Origin of the sequence: Bradyrhizobium sp. CCBAU 51753 (genome assembly GCF_015291565.1) — a bacterium.
Classification (GTDB): Bacteria; Pseudomonadota; Alphaproteobacteria; order Rhizobiales; family Xanthobacteraceae; genus Bradyrhizobium; species Bradyrhizobium ivorense.
Genome location: NZ_CP030037.1, coordinates 6,833,486 through 6,855,723, shown reverse-complemented (window position 1 = coordinate 6,855,723; position 22,238 = coordinate 6,833,486). Strand labels below are relative to the sequence as shown.

Below are 22,238 nucleotides of genomic sequence, written 5' to 3'. Positions count from 1 at the left end.
TGCTGGACGAGCACCTCAGGATGACGGGGATAGTTTGATTCCAGTGTCAAACAACTCACTCGATGTCATCAGCCGCGCACGCGAGTGATCCAGTATTCCAGAGACCGCGGTGATTGAGCCGATGGGCCGCAGCGTACTGGATCGCCCGGTCGAGCCGGGCGATGACAGTTGTGGGTGGGGACGCACCTTCGCGTTCTCGCGACATGATTGCCCGAGCTTTGCTTCTCGTTCCGCCCTCTCCATTCACAGCCGTCGTCGGATTTCGGTTGCCCGGCCAATGTTGGTGATTGCCGGCGCGGCCGTTCTGTGGTCGCCTTGCGCCAGGCCGCGTGCTCAAGCAGCCATTCGGGAGAAACCTCATGCGCCGGACAGTCGCCTCGTTGCAAACGCTCTGCGCCGTGCTGGCGCTGTGCCTGTGTCCGGCCACGACATGGCCAGCATCGCCGGTTGCCGTTGCGATTGCGGATTTCGACTATGTCGATACCTCGGGCGAGCCGACCGACCAGGTGGCCAAGCACACAGCGTTGGTCACCGCCTTCGGCGAACACCTGCGCCGGGACCTCGGCGGCAGCGGCGACTATCGGGTGCAGCCGCTCGCCTGCGCGCAGCATCCCTGCACGGCCGGAAGCATGCCGGCGGATGATTTCGCTGCCGCGGCGCGGCAGTCCGGTGCGCAGTTCGTCGTCTATGGCGGCATTCGCAAGATGAGCACGCTGGTGCAATGGGGCGAGGTCCAGCTCGTCGACGTCAAGGACAACAAACTGCTGCTGCAGCGGACCGTAACCTTCCGCGGCGACAACGACGAAGCCTTCCGCCGCGCCGCCGGCTTCGTCAGCGCCACGCTGCGCGAAGCGCTGCCGCGGCCGTGAGTTTAGTGGCGTGTGCACGGCGCTGACACGCCTTCATCCACCCGGCGATAACGACATCAGGTCAGGTGAGCACGCCAGTCAGGCTCCCTCCCCCCTTGCGGGGGAGGGTTGGGGAGAGGGGTAAGCCCCGGGCGAGATGATCGACGGAGGCGCCGCTCTTACAAGGACCTCTCGCATCGTCGAAGCTCGAATGGAGAGAGTGCGCCGTGTGGCACCCCTCTCCCTAACCCTCCCCCGCAAGGGGGGAGGGAACCCTTCCGCTAGTGCCTTCCTCACATGTGCGAAATCAGCACCGTGCAAATGTGCGCCGTGACGCCCGACAGACGCATCTCGGAAGTGACGGAGAGAGCCGTCACCCCTTGACCTGTGCCACGCCCTCGATCTCGATCAGCATTTTCGGATCGGGCAGCGCCACCACCACGCAGGTGGTGCGGGCGGGATAGGGCGCCGGGCCGAACGCGCCGGCATACAGCACGTTCATCGTCGCGACATCCGAGGCGCGGGTCAAAAGCACGTTGACCTTGACGAGGTCGCGCATCGTCGCGCCGGCCTCACCGAGGACGCGCTTGAAGTTGGTCACGACATTGGCGAACTGCGCCTCGAAGCTGTCGGGCAGCCCGCGGTTGGCGTCGAAGCCGGGAATGCCGGAGATGAACAGCAGGTCGCCGACGCGGGTGCCGAACGAGAGCGGCGGCGCCTTGACGCCGGGCGGGGGAGGGAAGTGCTGGATCGACATGGATCACCATTCTGTGTTCAGAGCGCTTTCACGCGACGTGGCTGCCGGCTCGCGTGATGAAAACGCGTTAAAGCGAAATTTTGGCCCGCCCCGATGATAGGCTCCGCGGCGTCAGCTACAAGCTCAACTCTGTGTGCTTTTGCGGACACATCAACGGTGCCGCCCATCGGCTAGATTGGCGCGACTCGATTTGCCGTCTGGAGAATACCCCATGAAATTTCCGTCCGCCGCCCGCGCCGTGCTGCTCGCACTTGCGCTGCTCACCGGATCGTCCGCCGCGCTGGCCGACGAAGGAGCCGTGACGCTGGTCATCTTCAAGGGCGGCTGGGTGTTCGGCGGCTCCGCCGGCAAGGGCGTCATGACCTTCCACGGCAAGACCTACGGGCTGACGGCGGGCGGGCTGGACTACGGCCTCGTGTTCGGCGGCTCGCAGACCACGCTGCAGGGGCGGGTGCGCAACATCCGCCGCGCCCAGGACATCGCCGGCGTCTACGCCGCTGCGGGCGCCGGCGTTGCCTTCGGCGCCGGGATACGCGGCATCGTGCTGACCAACCCGAACGGCGCGATCCTGGAGCTGGGCGGCAAGCAGGTCGGCCTGATGGCGAACTTCGACCTCAGCGGGCTTGCGATCACGTTGAAGGAATAGTCCTTCGTAGGGTGGGTAGAGCGAAGCGAAACCCACCATCTCTCCAGGCGCGGCGAAGTCGATGGGTTTCGCTGCGCTCTACCCATCCTACGATCTTATCCACTCAGCCAAGTCGCGCCACGGCTGCAACGTCCAATGTCCGGACGCCGCGCCCGATGGCGACGGCAGCACGAACACGGCGGGAAAGCCGGTGAGTGTCGGCTGCCGGCCGAGCGCGAGCGCGCTGGTCGGCCGCTGATAAAACAGGCTCGCCGCCTTCTTGCTGGTGAAGGCGATGGTCTTCGGCCGGAACGTCTCGATCTTCGTCCTGAAGCCGATCACGTCGAACGACAGCCGCGCAATCTCATGATCCATCCCGGCGCCGGTCTTGGACAGATCGGTGAAGCCGATGCCGAGCGCGAGCAGCGCGGCAAACTCATCCGGCCGATAGCGCCGCGACGTGATCCCGGCCTCATGTAGCGCCCGCCAGAACCGATTGCCGGGATGCGCATAGTAATGCTCGAGCGCGGCCGAGCGCGTGCTGGCCGCGGTGCCAACGAACACGAGGCGGAGGTTGGCGCGGAGCTGGTCGGGGAGGCGGTGGGGGAGATCGTCCGGCATTTTGAGGAATGGTGTTGATAGCCCGCATGAGCGCAGCGATATGCGGGGAGAGGCCCCGGATGTCGCTGCGCTCATCCGGGCTACGCGCCGTTGAGTTGCAGGGATCGATGTCGCGCAGGCAGCGCCTCAACGCAAGCTGCGTCGTCGATCCTGCGGTTGCCTGATCAGGCAAAACGGTCTGTAATCCCGGCCACCAGACAAGAATTCCGGAGCAGGAACCGATGGGCGAGGCAAAAACCCATTACGAGGTGATCGTGGTCGGCGCCGGCGTCGCCGGCATCTACCAGATCAAGCGGCTGGTCGATCTCGGCATCGACGCCACCGTGCTGGAAGGCGCGCCCGATCTCGGCGGCACCTGGTACTGGAATCGCTATCCCGGCTGCCGCTTCGATTCCGAAAGCTACACCTACGGTTTTTCGTTCTCGCGCGAGCTGCTCGACGAGTGGCACTGGAAGGAGCGTTTTTCCGGCCAGCCCGAGAACCTGCGCTACCTCAATTATGTCGCCGACAAATTCGATCTGCGACGGCACATGCAGTTCAATTGCAAGGTCGACGCGATGCGCTTCGACGAGACGCGCGATCTCTGGCACCTCACGCTCAGCGACGGCCGCGAGCTGACCTGCCGCTTCGTGGTGCTGGCGATCGGGCTGCTCTCCGCGCCGACCATGCCGCGCGTGCCTGGTACCTGCGACTTCAAGGGCCGCTCGTTCCACACCTATTACTGGCCGCACGAACCGGTCGATCTCGCGGGCAAGAAGGTCGCCGTGATCGGCACCGGCGCCACCGGCATTCAGGTGATCGGCGAGATCGCTGACAAGGTCGGCGAGCTCACCGTGTTCCAGCGCCGGCCGAACTGGAGCGCGCCGCTCAACAACAGCGCGATCTCGGCCGAAGAGATGGCCGACATCCGCGCCCGCTACGACGAGATCTTTGCCGCCTGCGCGCTGACGCCGGGCAGCTTCGTGCACGGGCCGGACAAGCGCGGCTTCTACGAGGTGTCGCGCGAGGAGCGCCTTAAGCTGTGGGACAAGCTCTACGACGAGCCCGGCTTCGGCATCTGGCTCGCGAATTTTCGCGAGATCTTCATGGACGAAGCCGCCAATGCGGAGCTGTCGGCGTATATCGCGGACCGCATTCGCGGTCGCGTCGACGATCCGAAGGTCGCCGAAAAGCTGATCCCGCGGGATCACGGCTTTGGCGTGCAGCGCCTGCCGCTGGAGACGAACTACTTCGAGGCCTACAACCGCGATAACGTGCACCTCGTCGATCTCAGCGAGACGCCGCTGGTCCGCGTCACCGAGAACGGCCTGCGCACCACGGCGCGCGACTACGATTTCGACATCATCGTCTACGCCACCGGCTTCGACGCCATCACCGGCGCCTACGACCTGATCGACATCACTGGCATCGGTGGCGAAAAGCTCGCCGACAAATGGAAGCAGGCGCCGTCCACCTTCCTCGGCATGCTGGTCCACGGCTTCCCGAATTTGCTGATGCCGACCGGCCCGCAAAGCGCCTCCGCCTCGACCAACTTTCCGCGCGGCATCGAGAACGGCGTCGGCTGGTGCACCAACCTGCTGAAATTCATGTGGGACCGCGGCTACGTCAGAGCCGAGGCAACGCTGGAAGCGCAGGAGCGCTGGACCGCGCATGTCGTCAAAATGTACGAGATCATGCTGATGCGCAAAGCCAAGTCGTGGTTCACCGGATACAACTCGAACGTAGCGGGCCACGAGGAGGGCACGGTGCGCTACTTCGTCTACAACGGCGGCACGCCGAAGTTTTTGGGGATCATCAACGAGGTCGCAGCGAAGGGGTACGAGGAGATTGCGTTTGGGGCAGAGGCAGAAGCTGGCGTACAGGCGGCGGCTTCGTAGGTCGGATTAGCGAGGCATAACCCGCCATTCTTTCGTCGGCCAAATCGGTGGGCACGCCGGAGCCTGTCATCGGGCCACGCCAAGCGCGAACCCGTTGGGCTCACCCACCTACGCGCTTTATTCGTCCGGGCTTCGCTTGCTGCTCTGTTGAAAACGGCGGCCCTTCTCAAGGCGCGGCGATATCCGCCACGATTTGGCCTCCGGGCGATCGGCTAATTTCCGAAGTGTCATTCAACGATTCGCACGAGGCATGGGTGTCCGCTCTGACGCTCTGGAATAACATGACGCGCCGGGAGCAGCGAATTATCATCAAGCTGTTCGGGGGCGGGTCGTTGCATGGTGACAGCATGAACGAGACAATCAACCTGATGCGGTTGGGTCTCATCACGGAGAACGGTTTGACCCCGGTTGGCCTCGAGGTGTTCATCGCTGCATTCAAAGCGCAACGTGAAATTCGCCAAGCGGAAGTGGCGGCATAGAACCGGTCATGCCACGGCAAGCGAACCGAGCCCGGTTTGCTGATTCCAGGGTCGTAGGATTGGTTAGCGACGCGGCAAACCCACCGATCTAGTCGCATTGGAAAAACGGCGGATTACGCTTCGCTGATCAGCCCTACCGGTTGCGCACCGGCTCCTTGGTCCGTTCTTCGCTTGCCACCTGCTCCGCCGGCCGGCTGGCGCGGATCATCAGAAACGTGCCCGAGAACCGCGTGCCGGGGATCTTCCAGTGGCCGTCGATCTCGGTCGCTTCGGCGTTGACCGCGCCTTCGTAATGCACGGTGTCATAACCGTAGCCGGGCGGCTCGTAGCGCTTGACGAACGCTACTGCGCTGCCGGAGCGGTGGCCGGCAACCGATGCGTTGTGAGTGGTCAGCGGACAGGCTGGCATCATGCAGGGTTCGGTGATGCTGCCGCCGAGCGCGCCACCGGACTCGATCAGGGTGGCCAGAAACGTGACCACGCCGGTATCAGGCTGAACGTAGCTGCCGTCCCAGACGCCGGTGAGATTGTCGGTCATGGTAGTCTGTGCCGAGTGAGCGGTCTGTAGCCCGCGTAAGCGTAGCGATATGCGGGGCCGAGAGAAACCCCGGATATCGCTTCCGCCGTCGCTCTTCGAGCTATGGCGGACAGGTCGCTCATCCGGGCTTCTGTAACGGGCCTTGGTTAGTCAATCCCTTTTTGCATCATCCGCTCGCCGGGAACCTGCTTCTGTACGGGATCGGCGCGGTGGCCGTCGCCTGATGGGGTTCTAAGAGGAGCAGGTCGGCCAATCTACGGAAGCGTGATCGCATCGTGGGATGCGTCGACAACCCGGATGACGGCCTGACCTGATCCATCGTCCCGGCGAAGGGACTTCGCTTCGGGAAGGCTGGTGTGGTGACCCGCCCGAAAACTTGTTTGCTCCTGTTTTAAGCCGCCATGGCGGTTGCCTTGGCAGTCGCGTTCTTGGCAGTCGCGTTGAAGGGGACGTTGTCCTTGAGCATGCGCAGCATGATCACGGCGAGCTTGCGCGCCAGCGCCACCTTGGCCTTGCTGATGCCGGCGCGGCGGGCGATCCGCATCGCCCAGCTCTTGAGCTGCGCGCAGCCCTTGATCGGCTTGCTCAGGATGCTGTGGGCGGCCTCATAGAGCGCCTCGCGCACCGCGGCGTCGCCGTTTTTGCTGATGCGGCCGGAATAGTCGGTCTCGCCCGACTGATACTTCTTCGGCGTCAGCCCGAACAGCGGCCCCGCCCGCTTCGACGAAATGAAGCGGGAGGTGTCGTCGATGGCGCTGGCATAGGTCAGCGAGGCGACCGGCCCTACGCCCGGCGTCGACATCAGCAGCCTGGCCTTGGCATCCAACCGCGACATCGCCCGCACCCGCTTCTCAAATCCGTTGAACTCGCGCATCAGCACCGTGTGGGCCGCGAGCAGCGCCTCGGCGATCGTCTCGAGCGCCGGATGGCCGGTCACCAGCTCGCGGATCCGTGGCGCAAAGCTGCGCTTGGTTGTCTTGCCGACCTTCAAGCCGAAGCCACGCAAGATCCCGCGCAGGCTGTTCTCGACGTCCTGGAGCTTGTTCTGGACCAGCTTGCGCGCCGTCAGCATTGCGCGGGTCTCCTGCGCGCTCATCGACTTGCAGTGGACCGGCCGGAACCAGCCGAGCCGGATCAATTGCGCGATATTGCGGGCATCGTTGCGGTCAGACTTCACCGGCATCGCCTTGAACGCGTCGCTCACATGGCGCGTCTCCAGAAGCTCGACCGCCAGACAGGCCTTCTTCATCGCCGCATAGAGCCATTGCGACAGCGGTCCGGCTTCAAGTCCGATCCTGGCCAGATCGAACCCGAGCGAGCGGAACCAGTCGATCAGCGCCTCCGGCTCGCTCGCCACCTTGGCCTCGCGAACGATCTTGCCGTTCGCATCGACAACGCACACGCTGGAGCATTCCAATGACACGTCGATTCCGGCATAATGGTCCATGGTCGTCTCTCCTCGATGCTTGGAGCGGGCTCAAGCCCCGACTCCGTTACACCATCAATGTGAGGGACGACCGCCTCCCTTCCAAGCAAGCCGCGCGACGCGCGCATCAAAACAGCGCCGTAGCTAGCGCGGCTTGCTTGGAAGGGAGGACCGCGGGCCCGTTACCCCATCTACTTTATCGCGAAAAAAAGCCGGGCTCTGGCCCGGCCTTTCGCTTTTCGATGGATGTCCGGGTCGTCTAGCGCGAAGACGCGCTTCGCGTTGTTGCCCGGGCATGACGAGCGGTGAGGGTCAGAAAACCCGGTTGCTCTCCTTCACCTTGTCCGCATCGAGATACACGTTCTCGCCCATCTCCTTGAACTTGGCGCTCATCTGCGCCATGCCCTGCTCCTTGTCGTTGAGCGTCGCGGCGTAGTCGCGCACGTCCTGGGTGATCTTCATCGAGCAGAATTTTGGGCCGCACATCGAGCAGAAATGCGCGACCTTGTGGGCTTCCTTCGGCAGCGTCTCGTCGTGGAAGTTCTTCGCGGTGTCGGGATCGAGACCGAGGTTGAACTGGTCCTGCCAGCGGAAGTCGAACCTCGCGCGCGACAGTGCGTCGTCGCGCAGCTGCGCGGCCGGGTGGCCCTTGGCGAGATCGGCGGCGTGGGCCGCGATCTTGTAGGTGATGACGCCGGTCTTGACGTCGTTGCGGTCGGGCAGGCCGAGATGCTCCTTCGGCGTGACGTAGCAGAGCATGGCGCAGCCGAACCAGCCGATCATCGCGGCGCCGATGCCCGAGGTGATGTGGTCGTAGCCCGGCGCGATGTCGGTGGTCAGCGGTCCGAGGGTATAGAACGGCGCCTCACCGCACTCCTTGAGCTGCTTGTCCATGTTGATCTTGATCTTGTGCATCGGCACGTGGCCGGGGCCCTCGATCATCACCTGGCAGCCCTTGTCCCATGCGATCTTGGTCAGTTCGCCGAGAGTTTCCAGCTCGGCGAATTGCGCGCGGTCGTTGGCGTCGGCGATCGAGCCGGGACGCAGACCGTCGCCGAGCGAGAACGAGACGTCATACTTGCGCATCAGGTCGCAGATCTCGTCGAAGTGGGTGTAGAGGAAGCTCTCCTTGTGATGCGCCAGGCACCACTTCGCCATGATCGAGCCGCCGCGCGACACGATGCCGGTGACGCGGTTGGCGGTGAGATGGATGTAGGGCAGGCGTACGCCGGCGTGGATCGTGAAATAGTCGACACCCTGTTCGCACTGCTCGATCAGCGTGTCCTTGTAGAGCTCCCAGGTCAGCTTGACCGGATCGCCGTCGCACTTCTCCAGCGCCTGGTAGATCGGCACGGTGCCGATCGGCACCGGCGAGTTGCGCAAGATCCATTCGCGGGTGGTGTGGATGTTGCGCCCGGTCGAGAGGTCCATCACGGTGTCGGCGCCCCAGCGGATCGCCCACACCATCTTGTCGACCTCTTCCTCGACCGACGATGTCACCGCCGAGTTGCCGATATTGGCGTTGATCTTTGTGAGGAAGTTGCGGCCGATGATCATCGGCTCGAGCTCGGCATGGTTGATGTTGGAGGGGATGATGGCGCGGCCGCGCGCGATCTCGGAGCGCACGAACTCCGGCGTGATGAAGGCCGGCACCGAGGCGCCAAAACTCTCGCCGTCGGCGAGCGCGGCCTCGGCGCGCTCGAGCTGTTGCTTGCGGCCGAGATTCTCGCGTTCGGCGACGTAGATCATCTCCTTGGTGATGATGCCGGCGCGGGCGAATTCGAGCTGGGTGATCTTGTGGCCGTCGAGGCCGCGCAGCGGCTTGTGGTGCGCGGTGAAGGCCTTGGCGGCGTGCGCAGCGCCGACATTGCCGTTGTCCTCCGGCTTGATGTCGCGGCCCTGATATTCCTCGACGCCGCCGCGCTCCTTGACCCAGGCCAGCCGATTGCGCGGCAGGCCGGCATTGACGTCGATCGTGACGGCGGGATCGGTGTACGGACCCGAGGTATCATAGACCGGCAGGTTCGGCTCGCCGGCGCCTTCCGAAAGAATAATCTCGCGCAGCGGCACGCGCAGGTCGGGCGCGGCCTCCGGCGTCGCAAAGATTTTTCGCGAGGCGGGCAGCGAGCCCGTCGTGACGGCGGGACGGGTGTTGTCGGGGTTGGAGCGGATGTTCATGAGGGATCCTCCGTTTTAATCTCTTGAGCGATGGTTGTTCTCGTCACCCTGAGGTGCGCGCACTTGCGCGCCTCGAAGGGTCGACGAGCCGGGCCGTCGACCCTTCGAGGGCCGCTGAAGAAGCGGCCACCTCAGGGTGACGGGATGAGTAGTGTGCGATGCCGTGCATCACGCGGCCTCCGCTTCGAGGCCGAGCCACTGCCGGACCCGCGCGTCGGGGTCGGCGTTCTGGGTGACGTCGGAGACGACGGCGATCGAGTCGGCGCCGGCGGCAAAGATCTCGGCCGCGTGCTCGAACTTGATGCCGCCGATCGCGACAAGGGGGATGGCGCCGATGCGCTGCTTCCATTCGGTGATCTTCGGGATGCCCTGCGGCTCGAACCGCATCGACTTCAGCGTGGTGAAGAAAATCGGGCCGAGCGCGATGTAGTCGGGCTTCGCGGCGAGCGCGGTGGCGAGCTCGGCATCGTCATGGGTGGAGATGCCGAGCGTCAGCTTGGCCTTGCGGATTTCGGCGAGGTCGGCGTCGGCAAGATCCTCCTGGCCGAGATGCAGGTGTTCGGCGCCGGCGACGATCGCCGCGCGCCAGTAATCATTGACCACGAGTTTTGTCGGTGTCCCCTTGGTCACCGCCAGCGCATCGCTAACGATCTGCAGCGCGGCGCCGTCGTCGAGCTCCTTGGCGCGCAGCTGGATGGTGCCGACGCCGAGTTTGGTCAGTCGCTCGACCCATTTGATGCTGTCGACGACGGGATAGAAACGATCAGGATACGGCATGCCAGAACGGTGTCCCAACGACAGGGGTGGAAGGGGAGGCGAAGTCGCGGGCTTCCATCAGCCCGGCTTCATAGGCGGTGCGGCCGGCCTCGACGCCGAGGCGGAAGGCATTGGCCATCGCGACCGGATCGGCGGCTTTCGCGACGGCGGTGTTGAGCAGCACGGCGTCGTAGCCGAGCTCGAGCGCCTCCGCCGCATGCGACGGCGCGCCAATGCCGGCGTCGACCACCAGCGTGATGTCGGGCAGCCGGTCGCGCAGCAACCTCAAGGCGTCGCGGTTGATGATGCCCTTGGCGCTGCCGATCGGCGCGGCCCACGGCATCACCACCTTGCAGCCGGCGTCGACCAGCCGCGCGGCCACCGAAAAATCCTCGGTGCAATAGGGGAACACCTCAAAGCCGTCCTTGATCAGGATAGAGGCCGCTTCGACCAGGCCGACCACGTCGGGCTGCAGCGTGTCGTTGTCGGCGATCACCTCCAGCTTGATCCAGGGCGTATCGAACAATTCGCGCGCCAGCTTCGCCGTGGTGACGGCCTCCTTGACGCTGCGGCAGCCGGCGGTGTTCGGCAGCACGGTGACGCCGAGCTCGCGGATCAGCGACCAGAACGCATCGCCGGTCTTGCCGCCCGCCGCCTCGCGCCGCAGCGACACCGTGACGATGCTGGCGCCGGAGGCGCGGATCGCCGCCTGCATGATCGCGGGCGAGGGGTACAGCGCCGTGCCGATCAGCAGGCGGGAGGGAAAGGATTTGCCGTAGAAGTTCACCATGTCGGAGGTGTCTCCCCAAATGAGGTCGTCATCCCCGCGAAAGCGGGGATCCAGTACGCCGGGGCGTCTGTAATTGATCCGAGAGGCCGCGGCGTACTGGATCGCCCGGTCCATGTGGGCCATGCGCACAGGCCGGGCGATGACAGCGGAGTGTGCGGAAGGTGCGCAGTCCTCACCATCACCCTCCCTGCCGCGGCGTGATGATCTCGATCTCGTCGCCGGCTTTCAGCGGGGTCTCGGCCCAGCGGCTCTTCGGCACCACGTCGTAGTTCAGCGCGATCGCGAAATGCGTGCCCTCGTAGTCGAGCTCGGCGAGCAGCGCGCCGACGCTGCCTGCCGCGATCTCCCGTTGCTCGCCGTTGACGATCACGCGCATTGCATCACCTCGTTGTCGATTTCGCCGCGCGCGAGATAGGCGAGCGTCAGCTCGGCCAGCGCCGGCGCCAGCAGGAAGCCATGACGGTAGAGTCCGTTCACCGTGATGCGTTCCTGCTCGATCCTGATTTTCGGCAGATTGTCCGGGAAAGCAGGCCGCAGCCCGGCGCCGAATTCGACGATGCGTGCCTCGGCAAAGGCCGGATGCACGACATAGGCTGCGCCCAAAAGTTCCAGCGCCGAGCGCACGCTGACGCCAGTGTCCTCGGCCTCGATCGAGGTCGCGCCGAGCATGAAGCGGCCGTCGCCGCGCGGGATCACATAGAGCGGCCAGCGCGGATGGATCAGCCGCACCGGGCGCGACAGCGTAACCTCCGCGGTCTCGATGATGATCATCTCGCCCTTGACGCCGCGCAGGTGTGGCGCGCGGTCGCGCGCGGCGAGGCCCCGGCAGTCGATTACGAGGCCGTCGAGGTCAGCGGCCTCGGCGTCGCTGCCAAACATGATCGAACCGCCGGCCTTCGTGATCGCAGCATGGAGCTCCGGCAGCACGCGGCGCGGCTCGACATGGCCCTCGTCGGGATAGAACAGTGCATCGCGGAAGCGGCCCTCGAGCGACGGCTCGAGCGCGCGCACGCCCTCTGCATCCAGCCTTCGGTGGCCGCTGGTTATGCGGGCGAAGCGTTCGAAATCACTGCGGTCGCGCGGATGCGCCACCACCAGCGAGCCGTTGAACGGAGTTTTCGGAAAATGCTGCCGCCACAGATCCAGCGAGCGGATGCCGAGGCGGGAGATCACGGGCTCAGCGGCCTCGGCCTCGCACCACGGCGCCAGCATGCCGCCGGCCCAATGGCTTGTGGATTCCGTCATGGTGGCGTCACTGCGCTCGTGCAGGGTGACGGCACGTCCGGCCTCTGCGAGCAATAGCGCATGCCAAGCGCCGGCTATGCCTGCGCCGATGATGGAAACGGGGGAATCCCCCCGCGGTATTGACGTCTGGTACATCCCTGTCCCTTCGCCGGCATGACCCGGATCAGGTTCAAAGGGTCACCGCGGTCCCGGACTTTTTCGCCATCGGGCGGGGTCCAAGCTTGCGGTATCTCAGCTCCTCCTCGGAGCACCCCTCGGAACGGCCCTAATGTAGGCGGATGAGCGAGCGTGTCAACGTGTATGCCAGGAACCGACAAGGAACTCGACCGCGCCCTTCGCCGTGGGCGCGTGGCTGGATTCGGATCGCTTGTGTGCTAGCAGGTGATCGAAGACGACCAGGTGCTGCCGGGCGGCCGCGGCGCGATGGTGCCTATTTTGAAGCATGTTCCGGCTTCGCCTCGGCGGTCTCGGCTGTCACTTGCTCCGACCCGACGAACGCCTTTGGCGGTTCACCCGTGCCGCCATGCTTCGCCTCTTTCAGGTGCTCGCTGCGCTGGCGCTTTGCGACGTAGTAATACCCGCCCGCGAAATAACGCACGGCTCGATCGTGATCGCCGTTGGCAGCGCGGTAGGCGCCGGCGAGGTATTTGATGCCGTATTTGAGGTTGGTGCCGGGGTCGCGCAGGCCCTCGGCGTTGCCGGTGTAGCCGAGGCCGCGAGCGGTGCCGAGCTTGATCTGCATCAGCCCGATGGTGCCGCCGCGTCCAATCAGCTTTGGCTGATACTTGCTCTCACGCACGATGACGCGATGCACCAGCGCTTCCGGCACCAGATTGGCTTGCGCTTCCGCCGCGACCATCGCCTCATACTGCGCGCGCGATTGCGCGCTCGCAGTTGTGCACGGCACCAGGGCCGCGATCACGGCGAGGCAGCCAAGGGTCTGAAGAAAGGTTTGAAAGGTCTTCATGTCGGGTCGATCGGGGCCATTGAACGCGCATCAGTTCCTGCGGCTTCATTGGTACGGCGAGCAGGCAGGAATGTGGCAAAACCCGCGTCACGAATTGATGCCACTGCATGCATCGTTCTCGCTGCTGCGAACACGACGAGAGAAATTCAAATTGACAGGATTGATTTTTCCGCACGCCGCGAACAACGGTTTGTCGTGCAAATGAATCAACAGAGGTCTACACTGCCTGCCGGCAGCGGTGCCAGTTCAGTCAGTCAGCACAACTGTCTATTCCAAAAGCCGATAAGAAACGGTGTTCGGGAGATGCGCCATGGCTCGTCAGGATTTTGCCCGTCCGGATTTTGGTTACACACCTCGCGAAAATCCCTGCGCACAATGCGGCAAACCGATTTCCCGCCCGGACTGGGTGGAGCATGGCGAAGGCCGCACGTCCTATCTGTGGAATTGCCGCGCCTGCAATTACCGTTTCGAGGCCATCGCGATCTACGACGACGAGCAACTCACCCCGCTCGCCGCGTGAACGCAACACATCCGAACTCCGCTCGCCCGCACTCGATCGCCTGATCAGGCCGCGGATTTCTGCGGCGGCTGGTCGAGCTGCGGCTGCTGGCGCGCCGGCAGTTGGATGCGGACCACGAGCCCGTGCGGCTTGCGGTCGTGCAGCGACAGCGTGCCGCCATGCGCGAGCACGATTGCATTGGCGATCGACAGTCCAAGGCCAAAGCCCTCGGCCTCGTCCATGTTGCGCGCCTGGTCGCCGCGCACGAACGGCTCCAGCACGCTCGCCTTGTGCGCATCCGAAATACCCGGGCCGTCGTCCTCGATGTCGATGGTGAGCAGGTCGCGCCCAACGGCGAGGCGGACCGCGACATCGCCGCCGAAGCGGACCGCGTTCTCCACCAGATTGGTGATGCTGCGATTCAGGTCGGCGGGCCGCGCGGTCGCCATCGCGTGCTGCGGGCCTTCATAGGTCACCTTGTGGCCCATGTCGGCGAACTGGTCGGTGACGAGGTGCAGCGTGCTCGCGATGTCGACCAGCGTCATGTCCTCGAGCTTGCGGTCGTTGCGCAGGAACGACAGCACCGATTCCAGCATCGAGCGCATCTGGTCGAGATCGCGCAGCATGCGCAGGCGATGGGTCTCGTCCTCGATGAATTCGGCGCGCAGCCGCATCCGCGTGATCGGCGTGCGCAGATCGTGGCTGATCGCAGCTAGCATCTTGGTGCGGTCGTCGATCAGCGCGGTGATGCGCTCGCGCATCCGGTTCAGCGCCTTGGCGAGCGAGCGGATTTCCTCCGGGCCACGCTCGGGCAGCGGCGCCGCGGCGCCGTTCAGGCTAAAGGTCTCGGCGGCCTTGACGAAGGACGACAGTGGTGCGGTCAGCGCCCATGCTGCCCACAGGCTGAGCAGGGTGACGCAGATGACGGCGAACAGCACCGTCATCATCCACGGTCCGCCCCAGAACGGCCGCAGGTGCAGATCCGGCATCAGGTTGGCGGCGATCATGTCGCCGTCGGGCAGGCGGATCGCGACGCGACGGACCTCGCCCTCATGCGGCGTGACGCCGGCGTCGCGCGGCAGCAGGAAGACGCGATAGCCGGCGCCGAGCCGGCGCAGCGCGTGCAGGCTCTGCGTATCGGGATCGGTCATCGGGACGGTCTCGTCCGGCAGGTCGCTGATCGCAAGCTGCGGGAAGGCGCGCGTGATGTCGGCAGCGAGCCGCGGCCGCTCCGATAGCGGGGCGCGTCCCAGGAGCTGCGTTGCGGCCGCAAGCTGGTTGTGCCAGCGATCCGGCGGTTCGGGCTGGTCCGGGCGGTGGATCAGAAAGATTGCGGTGATGATCAGATGCAGCGCGACGATCGATACCACCACCAGCGCCGCCATCTGTGCGCCGATCCTCCGCAGACTCAGCACACTCAGCAGCTTCATGGTCAGTTGCTCGCGGTGGGAATGGCCTCCACCCTCGGCGTGAACACGTAGCCGCCGGAGCGCACCGTCTTGATCATGGTGGCCTCCTGCGGGTCGGGCTCGATCTTGCGGCGGATGCGGCTGACCAGCACGTCGATCGAGCGCTCGAACGAGCCGGAGCTGCGGCCCTGGGTCAGATCGAGCAGGCTGTCGCGCGACAGCACGCGGCCGGGCCGCTCGCAGAAGGTGCGCAGCAGGTCGAACTCGGCGCTGGTCATCGCGACGCGGGCGCCTTCGGGGTTGCGCAGCTCGCGCAGGCGGATGTCGATCTTCCAGCCGAGGAAGGTCAGCACGGTGGCGCCCTCGATCGCGCTGGCGTTGCGCGCGGCGACCTGGCGGCGCAGCACCGCGTTGATCCGCGCCAGCAGCTCGCGCGGGTTGAACGGCTTTGCCAGATAGTCGTCGGCGCCCATCTCGAGGCCGAGGATGCGGTCGACGTCCTCACCGCGCGCGGTCAGCATGATGATCGGCGTCTGCGATTCAGCGCGCACCTTGCGGCACAGGCTGAGTCCGTCCTCGCCCGGCAGCATGACGTCGAGCACCAGGAGGTCGATCCGGTGGTCGGTCATGGCCTTCGCCATTTCGCGGCCGTCGGAGGCGGTGGTGACGTGACAGGAATTGGTGCGGAGATATTTTGCGATGAGGGTCCGCGTCTCGCGATCGTCCTCAACGACAAGGATGTTGGGCGTGGCCTGGGTCATACCGACCTTTTGTCCGTGATTCGGGGAAAGCGGCTGAGGAATTTTGTTTCAGTGTATGTCTGAAATCTTGCCCGGCATTCGGAGGTAGCAGGTCGCCGCCAGGGTGAAAAGTTAGCGTTGTGTCATCAAGCGTAGTGCATTGAAATGGCGAAAGAACTGGCCCAATCTGCAGTCCGCCTCGGCGGCCGTGCAAGGCAAAGGGGAAGGGCGGCTGTCGTATCCCGGCGGAACCCGCATGCCCGGCGAGGCGTTGACTGTTTTTCAGGCTGTGGAGGGTGAGATGGCTGTCGAGGTCCAGACCAGACCGCATCAACTCATTGCAAGCGATCGCGTCGAGGGGACCGCGGTGCGGCGGCCCAACGGCGACATGATCGGCCATATCGAGCGGCTGATGATCGACAAGATTTCCGGCAAGGTGTCGTACGCCGTGCTCAGCTTCGGCGGCTTCCTCGGCATCGGAACCAACCTGATTCCGCTGCCATGGGGCAAGCTGCACTACAACCCGAAGTTCGAGGCCTACGAGCTCGACATCGAGGATGACGAGCTGAAGCGCGCGCCGTCGTTCCGCGCCGACAAGGATTTCGATTGGGGCGACCGTTCGCAGGAAGCCGAGTTGCATCGCTTCTACGGCGTACCGCCCTATTGGGGCGGCTTCTGATTCAACCTAAAGCGCGATGAGATCGGATCGAATTGTCATCGCCCTTTAGCTCTTTGTTTGAGCATGATCTTTTCGGAAAAACCGCTTCACACTTTTCCGGATCATGCTCTAGTCGCCTCGCCAGCCAAGCTCGCGCAGATAGGCGGCGCGGGCGGCAACGCCGGTGTGCGTGAAATCGGTAAAGACACCATCGACGCCGAGACGGAAGAACTTCAGATACTCCAGGCTGGGATCGGCGCGATAGTCGGCAGCCAGGTATTTCTTCTCGTTGCGGAACGTGAAGACATGCACGAACAGGCCGAGCTTGTGCGCGTCGGCGATGACGCTGGTTGCCTCCTGCGTCGTGGCCTCCGGTGTCGATCCCTTGTAGGGCGTGCCGTCGGCGTTGCTGTCCTTCCACGGCGAGATCTTGTAGGGGACGATATACGCCTTCCACGGACCGATGCCGTCGGCATAGGTCTTGATCTCCGCCAGGCCCTCGGGCGTCAGCATCGCATCGTACTGGCGCGGGTCGCCCGCAATCGTCCAGTCATACGGACGTGAGGTGGTGATGTTGTTGAGCAGCACCTTGCCGGTCTTGAAGTCGACGCCGTTGCCGTCGATGAGCTGGACCTGCCGCGTCTGAAGGCCCTGACTGCGCATGTATTTCAGGCTGCCGGGCTCGAAGCTCTGGACGATGATGGGCGCGTCCTTGGCGTTGAGGCCGTTGTCCTTGATGATCTTGATCAGGGCATCCTCGAGCGGGCGGCTGCCAGGCGCGCCGCAGCCATTGGCGATCGCCTGGGCATTATTCCACGTCGGATTCTTGGTCTCCGGATAGACCGAGATGCTGCGTCCGGTCTCCTTGCTCTTGGCCTTGGCGATGTCGATGACGTCCTGGAAACTGATGACCGGCAGCTTGCCGTTGAACACCCTCGGCCGTTCATTGGCCGCATCATAGGTGGTGCCGGCGATCCACTCCTTCAGCTCAGCCATGGTGAAATCGGTGATCGACCAGTCATTGGTGTGGTCTTCGCCGTCGACGATCAGCGCCTTCAGCACCGATTTGGGGTCCGCCGGATCGACGAGATCGGTGGGATAGTCAGCCGGTCCGCTGGTGGGAGTTTGCGGCCATTTCACCTTGACGCGGACGCCCGGTGGCGTGCGCTTGCGGGCCGCAACCACAGGGTTGGTCTTCGCCACCTCGGCAATGTTGGTATTGTCGCCCAGCCACGGATTGTGACGCGCCACCAGGACGCAGTCCTTGGTCAGGTGCAGGTCCTCTTCGAGTGAATCGGTGCCCAGCGCCGCGGCCAGGTCATACGAGGCCTCGGTCTCTTCAGGCACCAGCCCCGGCACGCCGCGATGCCCGATGACCAAGGGCTGCTTGCCATCGAGGGTCAGGAACGGTTTTGCGCCGGCCGGCGCCGAGCCGGCTTGCGCTGACGCCATCGAGGCCGGGAGGACCGCCAAAGCCGCGGTCGCGAGCAGCATCGCGCCAACGCGTCGTTTCCGCAGCGAACCAGTGTGCATCATAGCCAGCCCTCCATCTCCAACGCAGCACCTGTTACCTCCTGTTCCTCATGTCGCAGTTCTCTGACAGTCCGATGACTGTCAGGCGGGCCGGGCGGGCAAAAAACTTGCGGGACACGCTGAATTTGCACAACGCCGTCGGTGATGAATGCAACGCTTGAGGGCTACGGCCGTTAGTTGAGTCGTCGGCGGCTTCGCTTCCGCGAAGGCTGTTGCGTCGCGTCGAAGCGTTCCTCCGTGCTGGAGTGGCCTTTGATCGCAGGTTCCCGTAGGAACGCTTGCCAAGATTACGGGTTCTCCATGTATCGATTTTGCGAACTGAGGAGAGCCAACATGTTAGTCAGATCTATCATGGCCGGCGTCGCCGGCACTGCGCTGCTTGCAACCGTTGCGTTCGCGCAGACGCCGACCGACACCAAGAGCGACAAGAATGAGATGTCGCCTCCGGCCGCGAGCACCACATCGCCTCCGGCGAGCACGACAGCCGCCTCATCGACCTCGTATAAGGGCGACTGGCGCGCATCCAAGGTCGTCGGTCTCAGCGTGTACAACGACAAGAACGAGAGCGTCGGCTCGATCAACGATCTCTTGATGGACAAGGGCGGGGCCATCAAGGCGGTGGTGATCGGCGTCGGCGGCTTTCTTGGCGTCGGCGAGCATCTGGTCGCCGTGCCGATCGACAAGGTGAAGTTCTCGACCGAACCGGTCGCCTACACCGGGTCCAGCGCGTCGAACACCGGCAGCCCCGGCGGTGCCGGCGGCACCAGCAAGACGTCGACGACCACCGGCGCGGCCCCGGCAACGGCGTCGAAGCCGAACCCCTGGTATCCCGATCACGCCGTCTTCAACGCGACCAAGGACGAGCTGAAGGCAATGCCCGAGTTCAAGTACTCGACCGAGTAACGCATCGCGTTCCGTGAAAGCCAAACGCGCCCGGTGCCGCCGGGCGCGTTTTCTGCGCAATGACTTCGCGCGCCCTGCCTCTAGGATCGCGGCGCGCCGTATTCCTGCCGTGTGACAAGCCAGTCGGCCGCAGCCGCGAGGTCGGGCTCCGCCCCCAATCCTGGTCCGTCAGGCAGCGGGAAGAGACCATCCCGGACGCGGGGGAAGGGCTGCGCCAGCGCCTCACGCAAGGGATTCTCCATCACATCGTGCTCGAGCAGGCCGGGACCGCCCACCGCCGCAAGCACTTGGGCCGCTGCAAGCAGGCCGACGCCGCTGCCGAGCCAATGCGGGCAGTAGGACCGTCCCGTCTGCACCGCGCGCCGGCCGACCGCGTAGGCACCGGTGACGCCACCCCATTTCAACATGTCAGGCTGAACCACACCGTGATGGCCGTTCGCGATCAGACCCGCGAAGGCTTCGTAACCCATGACATTCTCGCCACCTGCCAGCGGCACTGGCGATAGCAGCGCCAGCTCGGCCCATTCGGCTGCGGGCCGGTCCGCCGCCAGTGGCTCCTCAATCCAGCCAAGGCCGAATGCGCCGAGCCTCGGCACCGCGCGCCGGGCCTCGGCTAGATCCCAGCCCTGGTTCGCATCCACCATCAGCCGCTCGCCGCTCCGCAGGTCGCGCGTGATGGTCGAGACGACAGCCGTATCGGTCTCGGTGCCGAACGCGACCTTGACCTTGAAGGCGCGAAACCCGGCGTCGCGGCAGCGCGCCACCGTCTCGGCGGCGGTGTCCGGATTGAGGCCGCTGGCATAGGCCGGCACCCTATCGCGCACGGCGGTGCCGGCGAGCATGGCGCGCAGCGATTTCCCCGCGCGCCGTGCAGCGAGGTCCCACAGCGCGAGGTCGAGCCCGCCGAGGCACGCCGCAAACGGGCCGGGCTCGGCGCCTTGAAGGGCCCAGCGATGAGTCCGCGCCGTCAGCGTGTGCCAGGCGTCCGACGGATCGAGATAGGTTGAAGCCAGCGCTGCGGGACAGATCACGGTTTCGAGCAACCGCATCTTGTTGTCGGCGCTGTAGGGCGGGAAGTTGCACCAGATTTCGCCCCAACCATACGCGCCATCGGTATCCTCGACGCGCAACAGCAGAACGCTGCGCCTTGGAATGCTGCCGAACGAGGTCTTGACGGGCTCCTTTACCTCGGCGCGAAACAGGAACGCCTCGATGCGCGCGATGCTGATGGTCATGGATAGTGCTCCTTTCGGCGAGGCATGTGCGGGCCGGCTCAGGCCCGCTTCAGTCCGGACGTCGGCGTCGCGACCTTGAGGAAACGCGGATTGACGACGACCGGTACAAGCACCGCGGCGACGAACGACAGTGCGGCGAGGAGGTAGAGCCCGGCCTGATAGCTGTGTGTTGCATCGCGAATCCAGCCGATCGCATAGGGCCCGACGAAGCCGCCGAGATTGCCGGTCGCATTGATCAACGCGATGCCGGCGGCCGCAGCGTTGCCGACAAGGAAGGTCGACGGCAGCGGCCAGAACGGCGGTTTTGCGCCGTAGATGCCGACGGCGGCAACCGCCATGACGGCCACGGCGAGCAGCGATCCGGACATTGCGCCGGCCGCCGTCAATCCGACGGCCGTAAGCACGAGCGCCGCGCAAAGGGTCCATCGGCGTTCATTGTAACGATCGGAGATGAAGCCGAACGCGATGATGCCAAGCGTGCCGAAGATGTAGGGGATCGAGGTCGTGATCCCGGTCTGCATGTCGGTCAGGCCGAGCCCCTTCAGGATCTGGGGCAGGAAGAATGCGAGGCCGAGATTGGCGGTGGTGTTGGCGAACCAGATGAATGCGAGCGCCAGCACGCGCATGTCGGCGAGCGATTGCAGCAGGCTGAGCCCATGCGCCCCGGCGACCGCGCGCGCTTCGCTGTCGAGCGCATTCTGCAGCCAGACCCGCTCCTCGCTGCTGAGCCATTTTGCTTCGCCCGGCCGGTCGGGCATCACTTTCAGGAAGACCAGGCCGACCAGAATGGTCGGCAACCCTTCGAGGATGAACAGCCACTGCCATCCCTTCAGGCCGGCAACCCCGTCCATCTGCAGGATCGCCGTCGAGACCGGTCCGCCGAGCGCGAGCGACACCGGCACTGCGACGATGAACGCGGCGATCATGCGCGCGCGATATTGCTGCGGAAACCAGTAGGTCAGGTACAGGATCACGCCCGGGAAGAAGCCGGCCTCGGCCGCTCCAAGCAGAAAGCGGATGACGATGAAGCTCGCAGGTCCCTGCACCAGCGCCATCGCGATCACGCCCCAGGAAATCATGATGCGCGAAATCCAGCGCCGCGCACCGACTTTCGCCATCACCAGATTACTCGGGATCTCGCAGACGAAATAGCCGAGGAAGAACACGCCGGCGCCAAGCCCGAAGATATAGGGCGAAATGCCGAGATCGGCGTTCATCGTCAGCGCCGCAAAGCCGACATTGACCCGATCGATATAGGCCAGGATGTAGGAGACGAACAGCACCGGCATCAGCCGAACGAAAGCCTTCCTGATCGCCCTGTCAGCAACCGCGTCGGACATTCTCGCTCCCGTGTCGTTGTTGTTCGCACATGGCGTATCGTTCGCCGTCTCGATGGTTCGAGCGTCGCGGTCTTCAGCGGCAGACAGATCGCTGAACCAAAGGCGGATGACACGCCTTATCGGGCGGGGCGTTCGGCGAATAATGAATTGTTGAGATGGCGCCATCTCAAAACGAGATATCGCGGAGTCTGATGCCGGCCTCGCTCGCGCGGGCGTAATCGCGACTGGCAGGCGGCGCCTTCAGCCTGGCGAGTTCTGCCGCGCCGTCAGGCCAGCCCTGCGAATTGCTCAACGGCATTGCGCCGACACGATTATTTGAAGCCATGGACGCTTATAAATCGCATCCGATTTAATCGGAACGCTTGAAATCCCGCCCCTCGGGGGCATCTATAAAGCGTAACCGAGTTAATCGCATGCGATGAAAATCGCGGGAGCGTTACCATGACCACCAGGAATTCCCACGTCGCAAAGACGTTCAAAACCATCGCGCTGGCTGCGGCGCTGTCGGCCATCACCGTCACGGCGGCGTCAGCCCAGGCGGCGATCTCCGAGCCGGCCGCGTATCAGGCGATGTATCCCTATCGGGACGTGCTCAATGGCGGTGCGCCGACGCCGGCGGCCAAGCTGGTTCTGCTGCCGCCGCAGGTGCTGCAGCGTCTGCAGGCCGAGGAGAGCGGCGTCGGCATCGCCAAAGTGCCGCACTACAGCCACCATCACCGCGGCCGCTAATCGTCAAACTGCTCGGCGGGCAAGCGATTGCCCGCCGCATTTCGAAGCGCGTAGCCCATCCGGGCTACGCCACACTCGGAATGGT

At 64.6% G+C, this 22,238-nt stretch carries 23 protein-coding genes and 1 riboswitch; of the genes, 8 read left to right on the top strand and 15 right to left on the bottom strand.

Features of this window, described 5'->3' with window-relative positions:
• Positions 1 to 359 precede the first annotated feature (359 nt).
• Complete coding sequence (locus XH93_RS31395) at positions 360 to 869, top strand: DUF2380 domain-containing protein (protein WP_194470425.1); 510 nt, start codon at positions 360 to 362, stop codon at positions 867 to 869.
• A 352-nt stretch (positions 870 to 1,221) separates the two neighbouring features.
• Here XH93_RS31395 and XH93_RS31390 read toward each other — a convergent pair whose 3' ends face one another.
• Positions 1,222 to 1,605, bottom strand: coding sequence for a RidA family protein (locus XH93_RS31390; protein ID WP_194470424.1), 384 nt, complete (start codon positions 1,603 to 1,605; stop codon positions 1,222 to 1,224).
• A gap of 211 nt (positions 1,606 to 1,816) precedes the next feature.
• On the opposite strand from XH93_RS31390, the gene XH93_RS31385 reads away from it, so the two are divergent.
• Complete coding sequence (locus tag XH93_RS31385; RefSeq protein ID WP_139485697.1) at positions 1,817 to 2,251, top strand: hypothetical protein; 435 nt, start codon at positions 1,817 to 1,819, stop codon at positions 2,249 to 2,251.
• 87 nt (positions 2,252 to 2,338) lie between these two features.
• Here the strand turns inward: XH93_RS31385 and XH93_RS31380 are convergent, their stop codons facing one another.
• Positions 2,339 to 2,851 carry a mismatch-specific DNA-glycosylase gene (locus tag XH93_RS31380; RefSeq protein ID WP_194470423.1) on the bottom strand — a complete coding sequence of 171 codons (513 nt, stop codon included), beginning with the start codon at positions 2,849 to 2,851 and terminating at the stop codon, positions 2,339 to 2,341.
• Between the two features lie 221 nt (positions 2,852 to 3,072).
• Between XH93_RS31380 and XH93_RS31375 the strand changes: the two genes are divergently transcribed.
• Together XH93_RS31375 and XH93_RS31370 are read left to right on the top strand one after the other, a co-directional pair.
• The gene (locus XH93_RS31375; RefSeq protein ID WP_194470422.1) at positions 3,073 to 4,728 is read left to right on the top strand and encodes an NAD(P)/FAD-dependent oxidoreductase; all 1,656 of its coding nucleotides are present in this window, start codon (positions 3,073 to 3,075) and stop codon (positions 4,726 to 4,728) included.
• 254 nt (positions 4,729 to 4,982) lie between these two features.
• Positions 4,983 to 5,207: a hypothetical protein gene (locus XH93_RS31370; RefSeq protein ID WP_194470421.1), complete on the top strand. Its 225-nt coding sequence runs from the start codon at positions 4,983 to 4,985 to the stop codon at positions 5,205 to 5,207.
• A 133-nt stretch (positions 5,208 to 5,340) separates the two neighbouring features.
• Here XH93_RS31370 and XH93_RS31365 read toward each other — a convergent pair whose 3' ends face one another.
• From XH93_RS31365 to XH93_RS31330, 8 genes are all read right to left on the bottom strand, one after another.
• Positions 5,341 to 5,745 (bottom strand): hypothetical protein, encoded by a 405-nt coding sequence (locus XH93_RS31365; RefSeq protein WP_194470420.1) that lies wholly within the window; start codon positions 5,743 to 5,745, stop codon positions 5,341 to 5,343.
• A gap of 391 nt (positions 5,746 to 6,136) precedes the next feature.
• A complete protein-coding gene (locus XH93_RS31360) occupies positions 6,137 to 7,192 on the bottom strand; it encodes an IS110 family transposase (RefSeq protein ID WP_194470419.1) in 1,056 nt (351 codons plus the stop codon).
• Between the two features lie 291 nt (positions 7,193 to 7,483).
• On the bottom strand, positions 7,484 to 9,349 hold the full coding sequence (gene thiC, locus XH93_RS31355) for a phosphomethylpyrimidine synthase ThiC (protein ID WP_194470418.1): 1,866 nt from the start codon (positions 9,347 to 9,349) through the stop codon (positions 7,484 to 7,486).
• A gap of 168 nt (positions 9,350 to 9,517) precedes the next feature.
• Positions 9,518 to 10,126: a thiamine phosphate synthase gene (gene thiE / locus XH93_RS31350; protein ID WP_194470417.1), complete on the bottom strand. Its 609-nt coding sequence runs from the start codon at positions 10,124 to 10,126 to the stop codon at positions 9,518 to 9,520.
• Positions 10,113 to 10,895: a thiazole synthase gene (locus XH93_RS31345; RefSeq protein ID WP_194470416.1), complete on the bottom strand. Its 783-nt coding sequence runs from the start codon at positions 10,893 to 10,895 to the stop codon at positions 10,113 to 10,115. The genes thiE and XH93_RS31345 overlap by 14 nt, the downstream gene beginning before the upstream one ends.
• Positions 10,896 to 11,073: 178 nt before the next feature.
• Positions 11,074 to 11,271: a sulfur carrier protein ThiS gene (thiS, locus tag XH93_RS31340; protein WP_139479446.1), complete on the bottom strand. Its 198-nt coding sequence runs from the start codon at positions 11,269 to 11,271 to the stop codon at positions 11,074 to 11,076.
• Positions 11,262 to 12,275 carry an FAD-dependent oxidoreductase gene (locus XH93_RS31335; protein WP_194470415.1) on the bottom strand — a complete coding sequence of 338 codons (1,014 nt, stop codon included), beginning with the start codon at positions 12,273 to 12,275 and terminating at the stop codon, positions 11,262 to 11,264. The genes thiS and XH93_RS31335 overlap by 10 nt, the downstream gene beginning before the upstream one ends.
• Positions 12,263 to 12,405: riboswitch (TPP riboswitch) on the bottom strand. Its footprint overlaps the gene before it by 13 nt.
• Positions 12,406 to 12,570: 165 nt before the next feature.
• The gene (locus XH93_RS31330; protein WP_194470414.1) at positions 12,571 to 13,107 is read right to left on the bottom strand and encodes a lytic transglycosylase domain-containing protein; all 537 of its coding nucleotides are present in this window, start codon (positions 13,105 to 13,107) and stop codon (positions 12,571 to 12,573) included.
• Between the two features lie 310 nt (positions 13,108 to 13,417).
• Between XH93_RS31330 and XH93_RS31325 the strand changes: the two genes are divergently transcribed.
• Positions 13,418 to 13,627: a hypothetical protein gene (locus XH93_RS31325; protein WP_139863644.1), complete on the top strand. Its 210-nt coding sequence runs from the start codon at positions 13,418 to 13,420 to the stop codon at positions 13,625 to 13,627.
• Positions 13,628 to 13,671: 44 nt separating this feature from the next.
• On the opposite strand, the gene XH93_RS31320 is transcribed toward XH93_RS31325, so the two are convergent.
• Together XH93_RS31320 and XH93_RS31315 are read right to left on the bottom strand one after the other, a co-directional pair.
• Positions 13,672 to 15,036, bottom strand: a complete 1,365-nt coding sequence (locus XH93_RS31320; RefSeq protein WP_194470413.1) for an ATP-binding protein — start codon at positions 15,034 to 15,036, stop codon at positions 13,672 to 13,674.
• Positions 15,037 to 15,038: 2 nt separating this feature from the next.
• A complete protein-coding gene (locus XH93_RS31315; RefSeq protein ID WP_139479451.1) occupies positions 15,039 to 15,776 on the bottom strand; it encodes a response regulator in 738 nt (245 codons plus the stop codon).
• Positions 15,777 to 16,056: 280 nt separating this feature from the next.
• On the opposite strand from XH93_RS31315, the gene XH93_RS31310 reads away from it, so the two are divergent.
• Positions 16,057 to 16,434: a PRC-barrel domain-containing protein gene (locus tag XH93_RS31310; protein WP_139479452.1), complete on the top strand. Its 378-nt coding sequence runs from the start codon at positions 16,057 to 16,059 to the stop codon at positions 16,432 to 16,434.
• A gap of 108 nt (positions 16,435 to 16,542) precedes the next feature.
• On the opposite strand, the gene XH93_RS31305 is transcribed toward XH93_RS31310, so the two are convergent.
• Positions 16,543 to 17,949, bottom strand: a complete 1,407-nt coding sequence (locus XH93_RS31305) for a glycerophosphodiester phosphodiesterase family protein (RefSeq protein ID WP_246799344.1) — start codon at positions 17,947 to 17,949, stop codon at positions 16,543 to 16,545.
• Between the two features lie 330 nt (positions 17,950 to 18,279).
• Between XH93_RS31305 and XH93_RS31300 the strand changes: the two genes are divergently transcribed.
• On the top strand, positions 18,280 to 18,849 hold the full coding sequence (locus tag XH93_RS31300) for a PRC-barrel domain-containing protein (RefSeq protein ID WP_194470412.1): 570 nt from the start codon (positions 18,280 to 18,282) through the stop codon (positions 18,847 to 18,849).
• Positions 18,850 to 18,929: 80 nt separating this feature from the next.
• Here the strand turns inward: XH93_RS31300 and XH93_RS31295 are convergent, their stop codons facing one another.
• Complete coding sequence (locus XH93_RS31295; protein ID WP_194470411.1) at positions 18,930 to 20,084, bottom strand: mandelate racemase/muconate lactonizing enzyme family protein; 1,155 nt, start codon at positions 20,082 to 20,084, stop codon at positions 18,930 to 18,932.
• A gap of 38 nt (positions 20,085 to 20,122) precedes the next feature.
• A complete protein-coding gene (locus XH93_RS31290; protein WP_194470410.1) occupies positions 20,123 to 21,424 on the bottom strand; it encodes an MFS transporter in 1,302 nt (433 codons plus the stop codon).
• Positions 21,425 to 21,865: 441 nt separating this feature from the next.
• Here XH93_RS31290 and XH93_RS31285 point away from each other — a divergent pair, with 441 nt between their 5' ends.
• A complete protein-coding gene (locus XH93_RS31285) occupies positions 21,866 to 22,153 on the top strand; it encodes a hypothetical protein (RefSeq protein ID WP_194470409.1) in 288 nt (95 codons plus the stop codon).
• Positions 22,154 to 22,238 lie beyond the last annotated feature (85 nt).

What these genes read in the sequence shown, in the direction of transcription:
- XH93_RS31315 (WP_139479451.1), bottom strand. Translation starts at nt 15,776, where the DNA reads ATGACCCAGGCCACGCCCAACATCCTTGTCGTTGAGGACGATCGCGAG.
- XH93_RS31295 (WP_194470411.1), bottom strand. Translation starts at nt 20,084, where the DNA reads ATGACCATCAGCATCGCGCGCATCGAGGCGTTCCTGTTTCGCGCCGAG.
- XH93_RS31300 (WP_194470412.1), top strand. Translation starts at nt 18,280, where the DNA reads ATGTTAGTCAGATCTATCATGGCCGGCGTCGCCGGCACTGCGCTGCTT.
- thiE (WP_194470417.1), bottom strand. Translation starts at nt 10,126, where the DNA reads ATGCCGTATCCTGATCGTTTCTATCCCGTCGTCGACAGCATCAAATGG.
- XH93_RS31345 (WP_194470416.1), bottom strand. Translation starts at nt 10,895, where the DNA reads ATGGTGAACTTCTACGGCAAATCCTTTCCCTCCCGCCTGCTGATCGGC.
- XH93_RS31385 (WP_139485697.1), top strand. Translation starts at nt 1,817, where the DNA reads ATGAAATTTCCGTCCGCCGCCCGCGCCGTGCTGCTCGCACTTGCGCTG.
- XH93_RS31285 (WP_194470409.1), top strand. Translation starts at nt 21,866, where the DNA reads ATGACCACCAGGAATTCCCACGTCGCAAAGACGTTCAAAACCATCGCG.
- XH93_RS31330 (WP_194470414.1), bottom strand. Translation starts at nt 13,107, where the DNA reads ATGAAGACCTTTCAAACCTTTCTTCAGACCCTTGGCTGCCTCGCCGTG.
- thiS (WP_139479446.1), bottom strand. Translation starts at nt 11,271, where the DNA reads ATGCGCGTGATCGTCAACGGCGAGCAACGGGAGATCGCGGCAGGCAGC.
- XH93_RS31360 (WP_194470419.1), bottom strand. Translation starts at nt 7,192, where the DNA reads ATGGACCATTATGCCGGAATCGACGTGTCATTGGAATGCTCCAGCGTG.
- XH93_RS31380 (WP_194470423.1), bottom strand. Translation starts at nt 2,851, where the DNA reads ATGCCGGACGATCTCCCCCACCGCCTCCCCGACCAGCTCCGCGCCAAC.
- XH93_RS31365 (WP_194470420.1), bottom strand. Translation starts at nt 5,745, where the DNA reads ATGACCGACAATCTCACCGGCGTCTGGGACGGCAGCTACGTTCAGCCT.
- XH93_RS31290 (WP_194470410.1), bottom strand. Translation starts at nt 21,424, where the DNA reads ATGTCCGACGCGGTTGCTGACAGGGCGATCAGGAAGGCTTTCGTTCGG.
- XH93_RS31375 (WP_194470422.1), top strand. Translation starts at nt 3,073, where the DNA reads ATGGGCGAGGCAAAAACCCATTACGAGGTGATCGTGGTCGGCGCCGGC.
- XH93_RS31395 (WP_194470425.1), top strand. Translation starts at nt 360, where the DNA reads ATGCGCCGGACAGTCGCCTCGTTGCAAACGCTCTGCGCCGTGCTGGCG.
- XH93_RS31325 (WP_139863644.1), top strand. Translation starts at nt 13,418, where the DNA reads ATGGCTCGTCAGGATTTTGCCCGTCCGGATTTTGGTTACACACCTCGC.
- thiC (WP_194470418.1), bottom strand. Translation starts at nt 9,349, where the DNA reads ATGAACATCCGCTCCAACCCCGACAACACCCGTCCCGCCGTCACGACG.
- XH93_RS31320 (WP_194470413.1), bottom strand. Translation starts at nt 15,036, where the DNA reads ATGAAGCTGCTGAGTGTGCTGAGTCTGCGGAGGATCGGCGCACAGATG.
- XH93_RS31310 (WP_139479452.1), top strand. Translation starts at nt 16,057, where the DNA reads ATGGCTGTCGAGGTCCAGACCAGACCGCATCAACTCATTGCAAGCGAT.
- XH93_RS31390 (WP_194470424.1), bottom strand. Translation starts at nt 1,605, where the DNA reads ATGTCGATCCAGCACTTCCCTCCCCCGCCCGGCGTCAAGGCGCCGCCG.
- XH93_RS31305 (WP_246799344.1), bottom strand. Translation starts at nt 17,949, where the DNA reads ATGATGCACACTGGTTCGCTGCGGAAACGACGCGTTGGCGCGATGCTG.
- XH93_RS31335 (WP_194470415.1), bottom strand. Translation starts at nt 12,275, where the DNA reads ATGTACCAGACGTCAATACCGCGGGGGGATTCCCCCGTTTCCATCATC.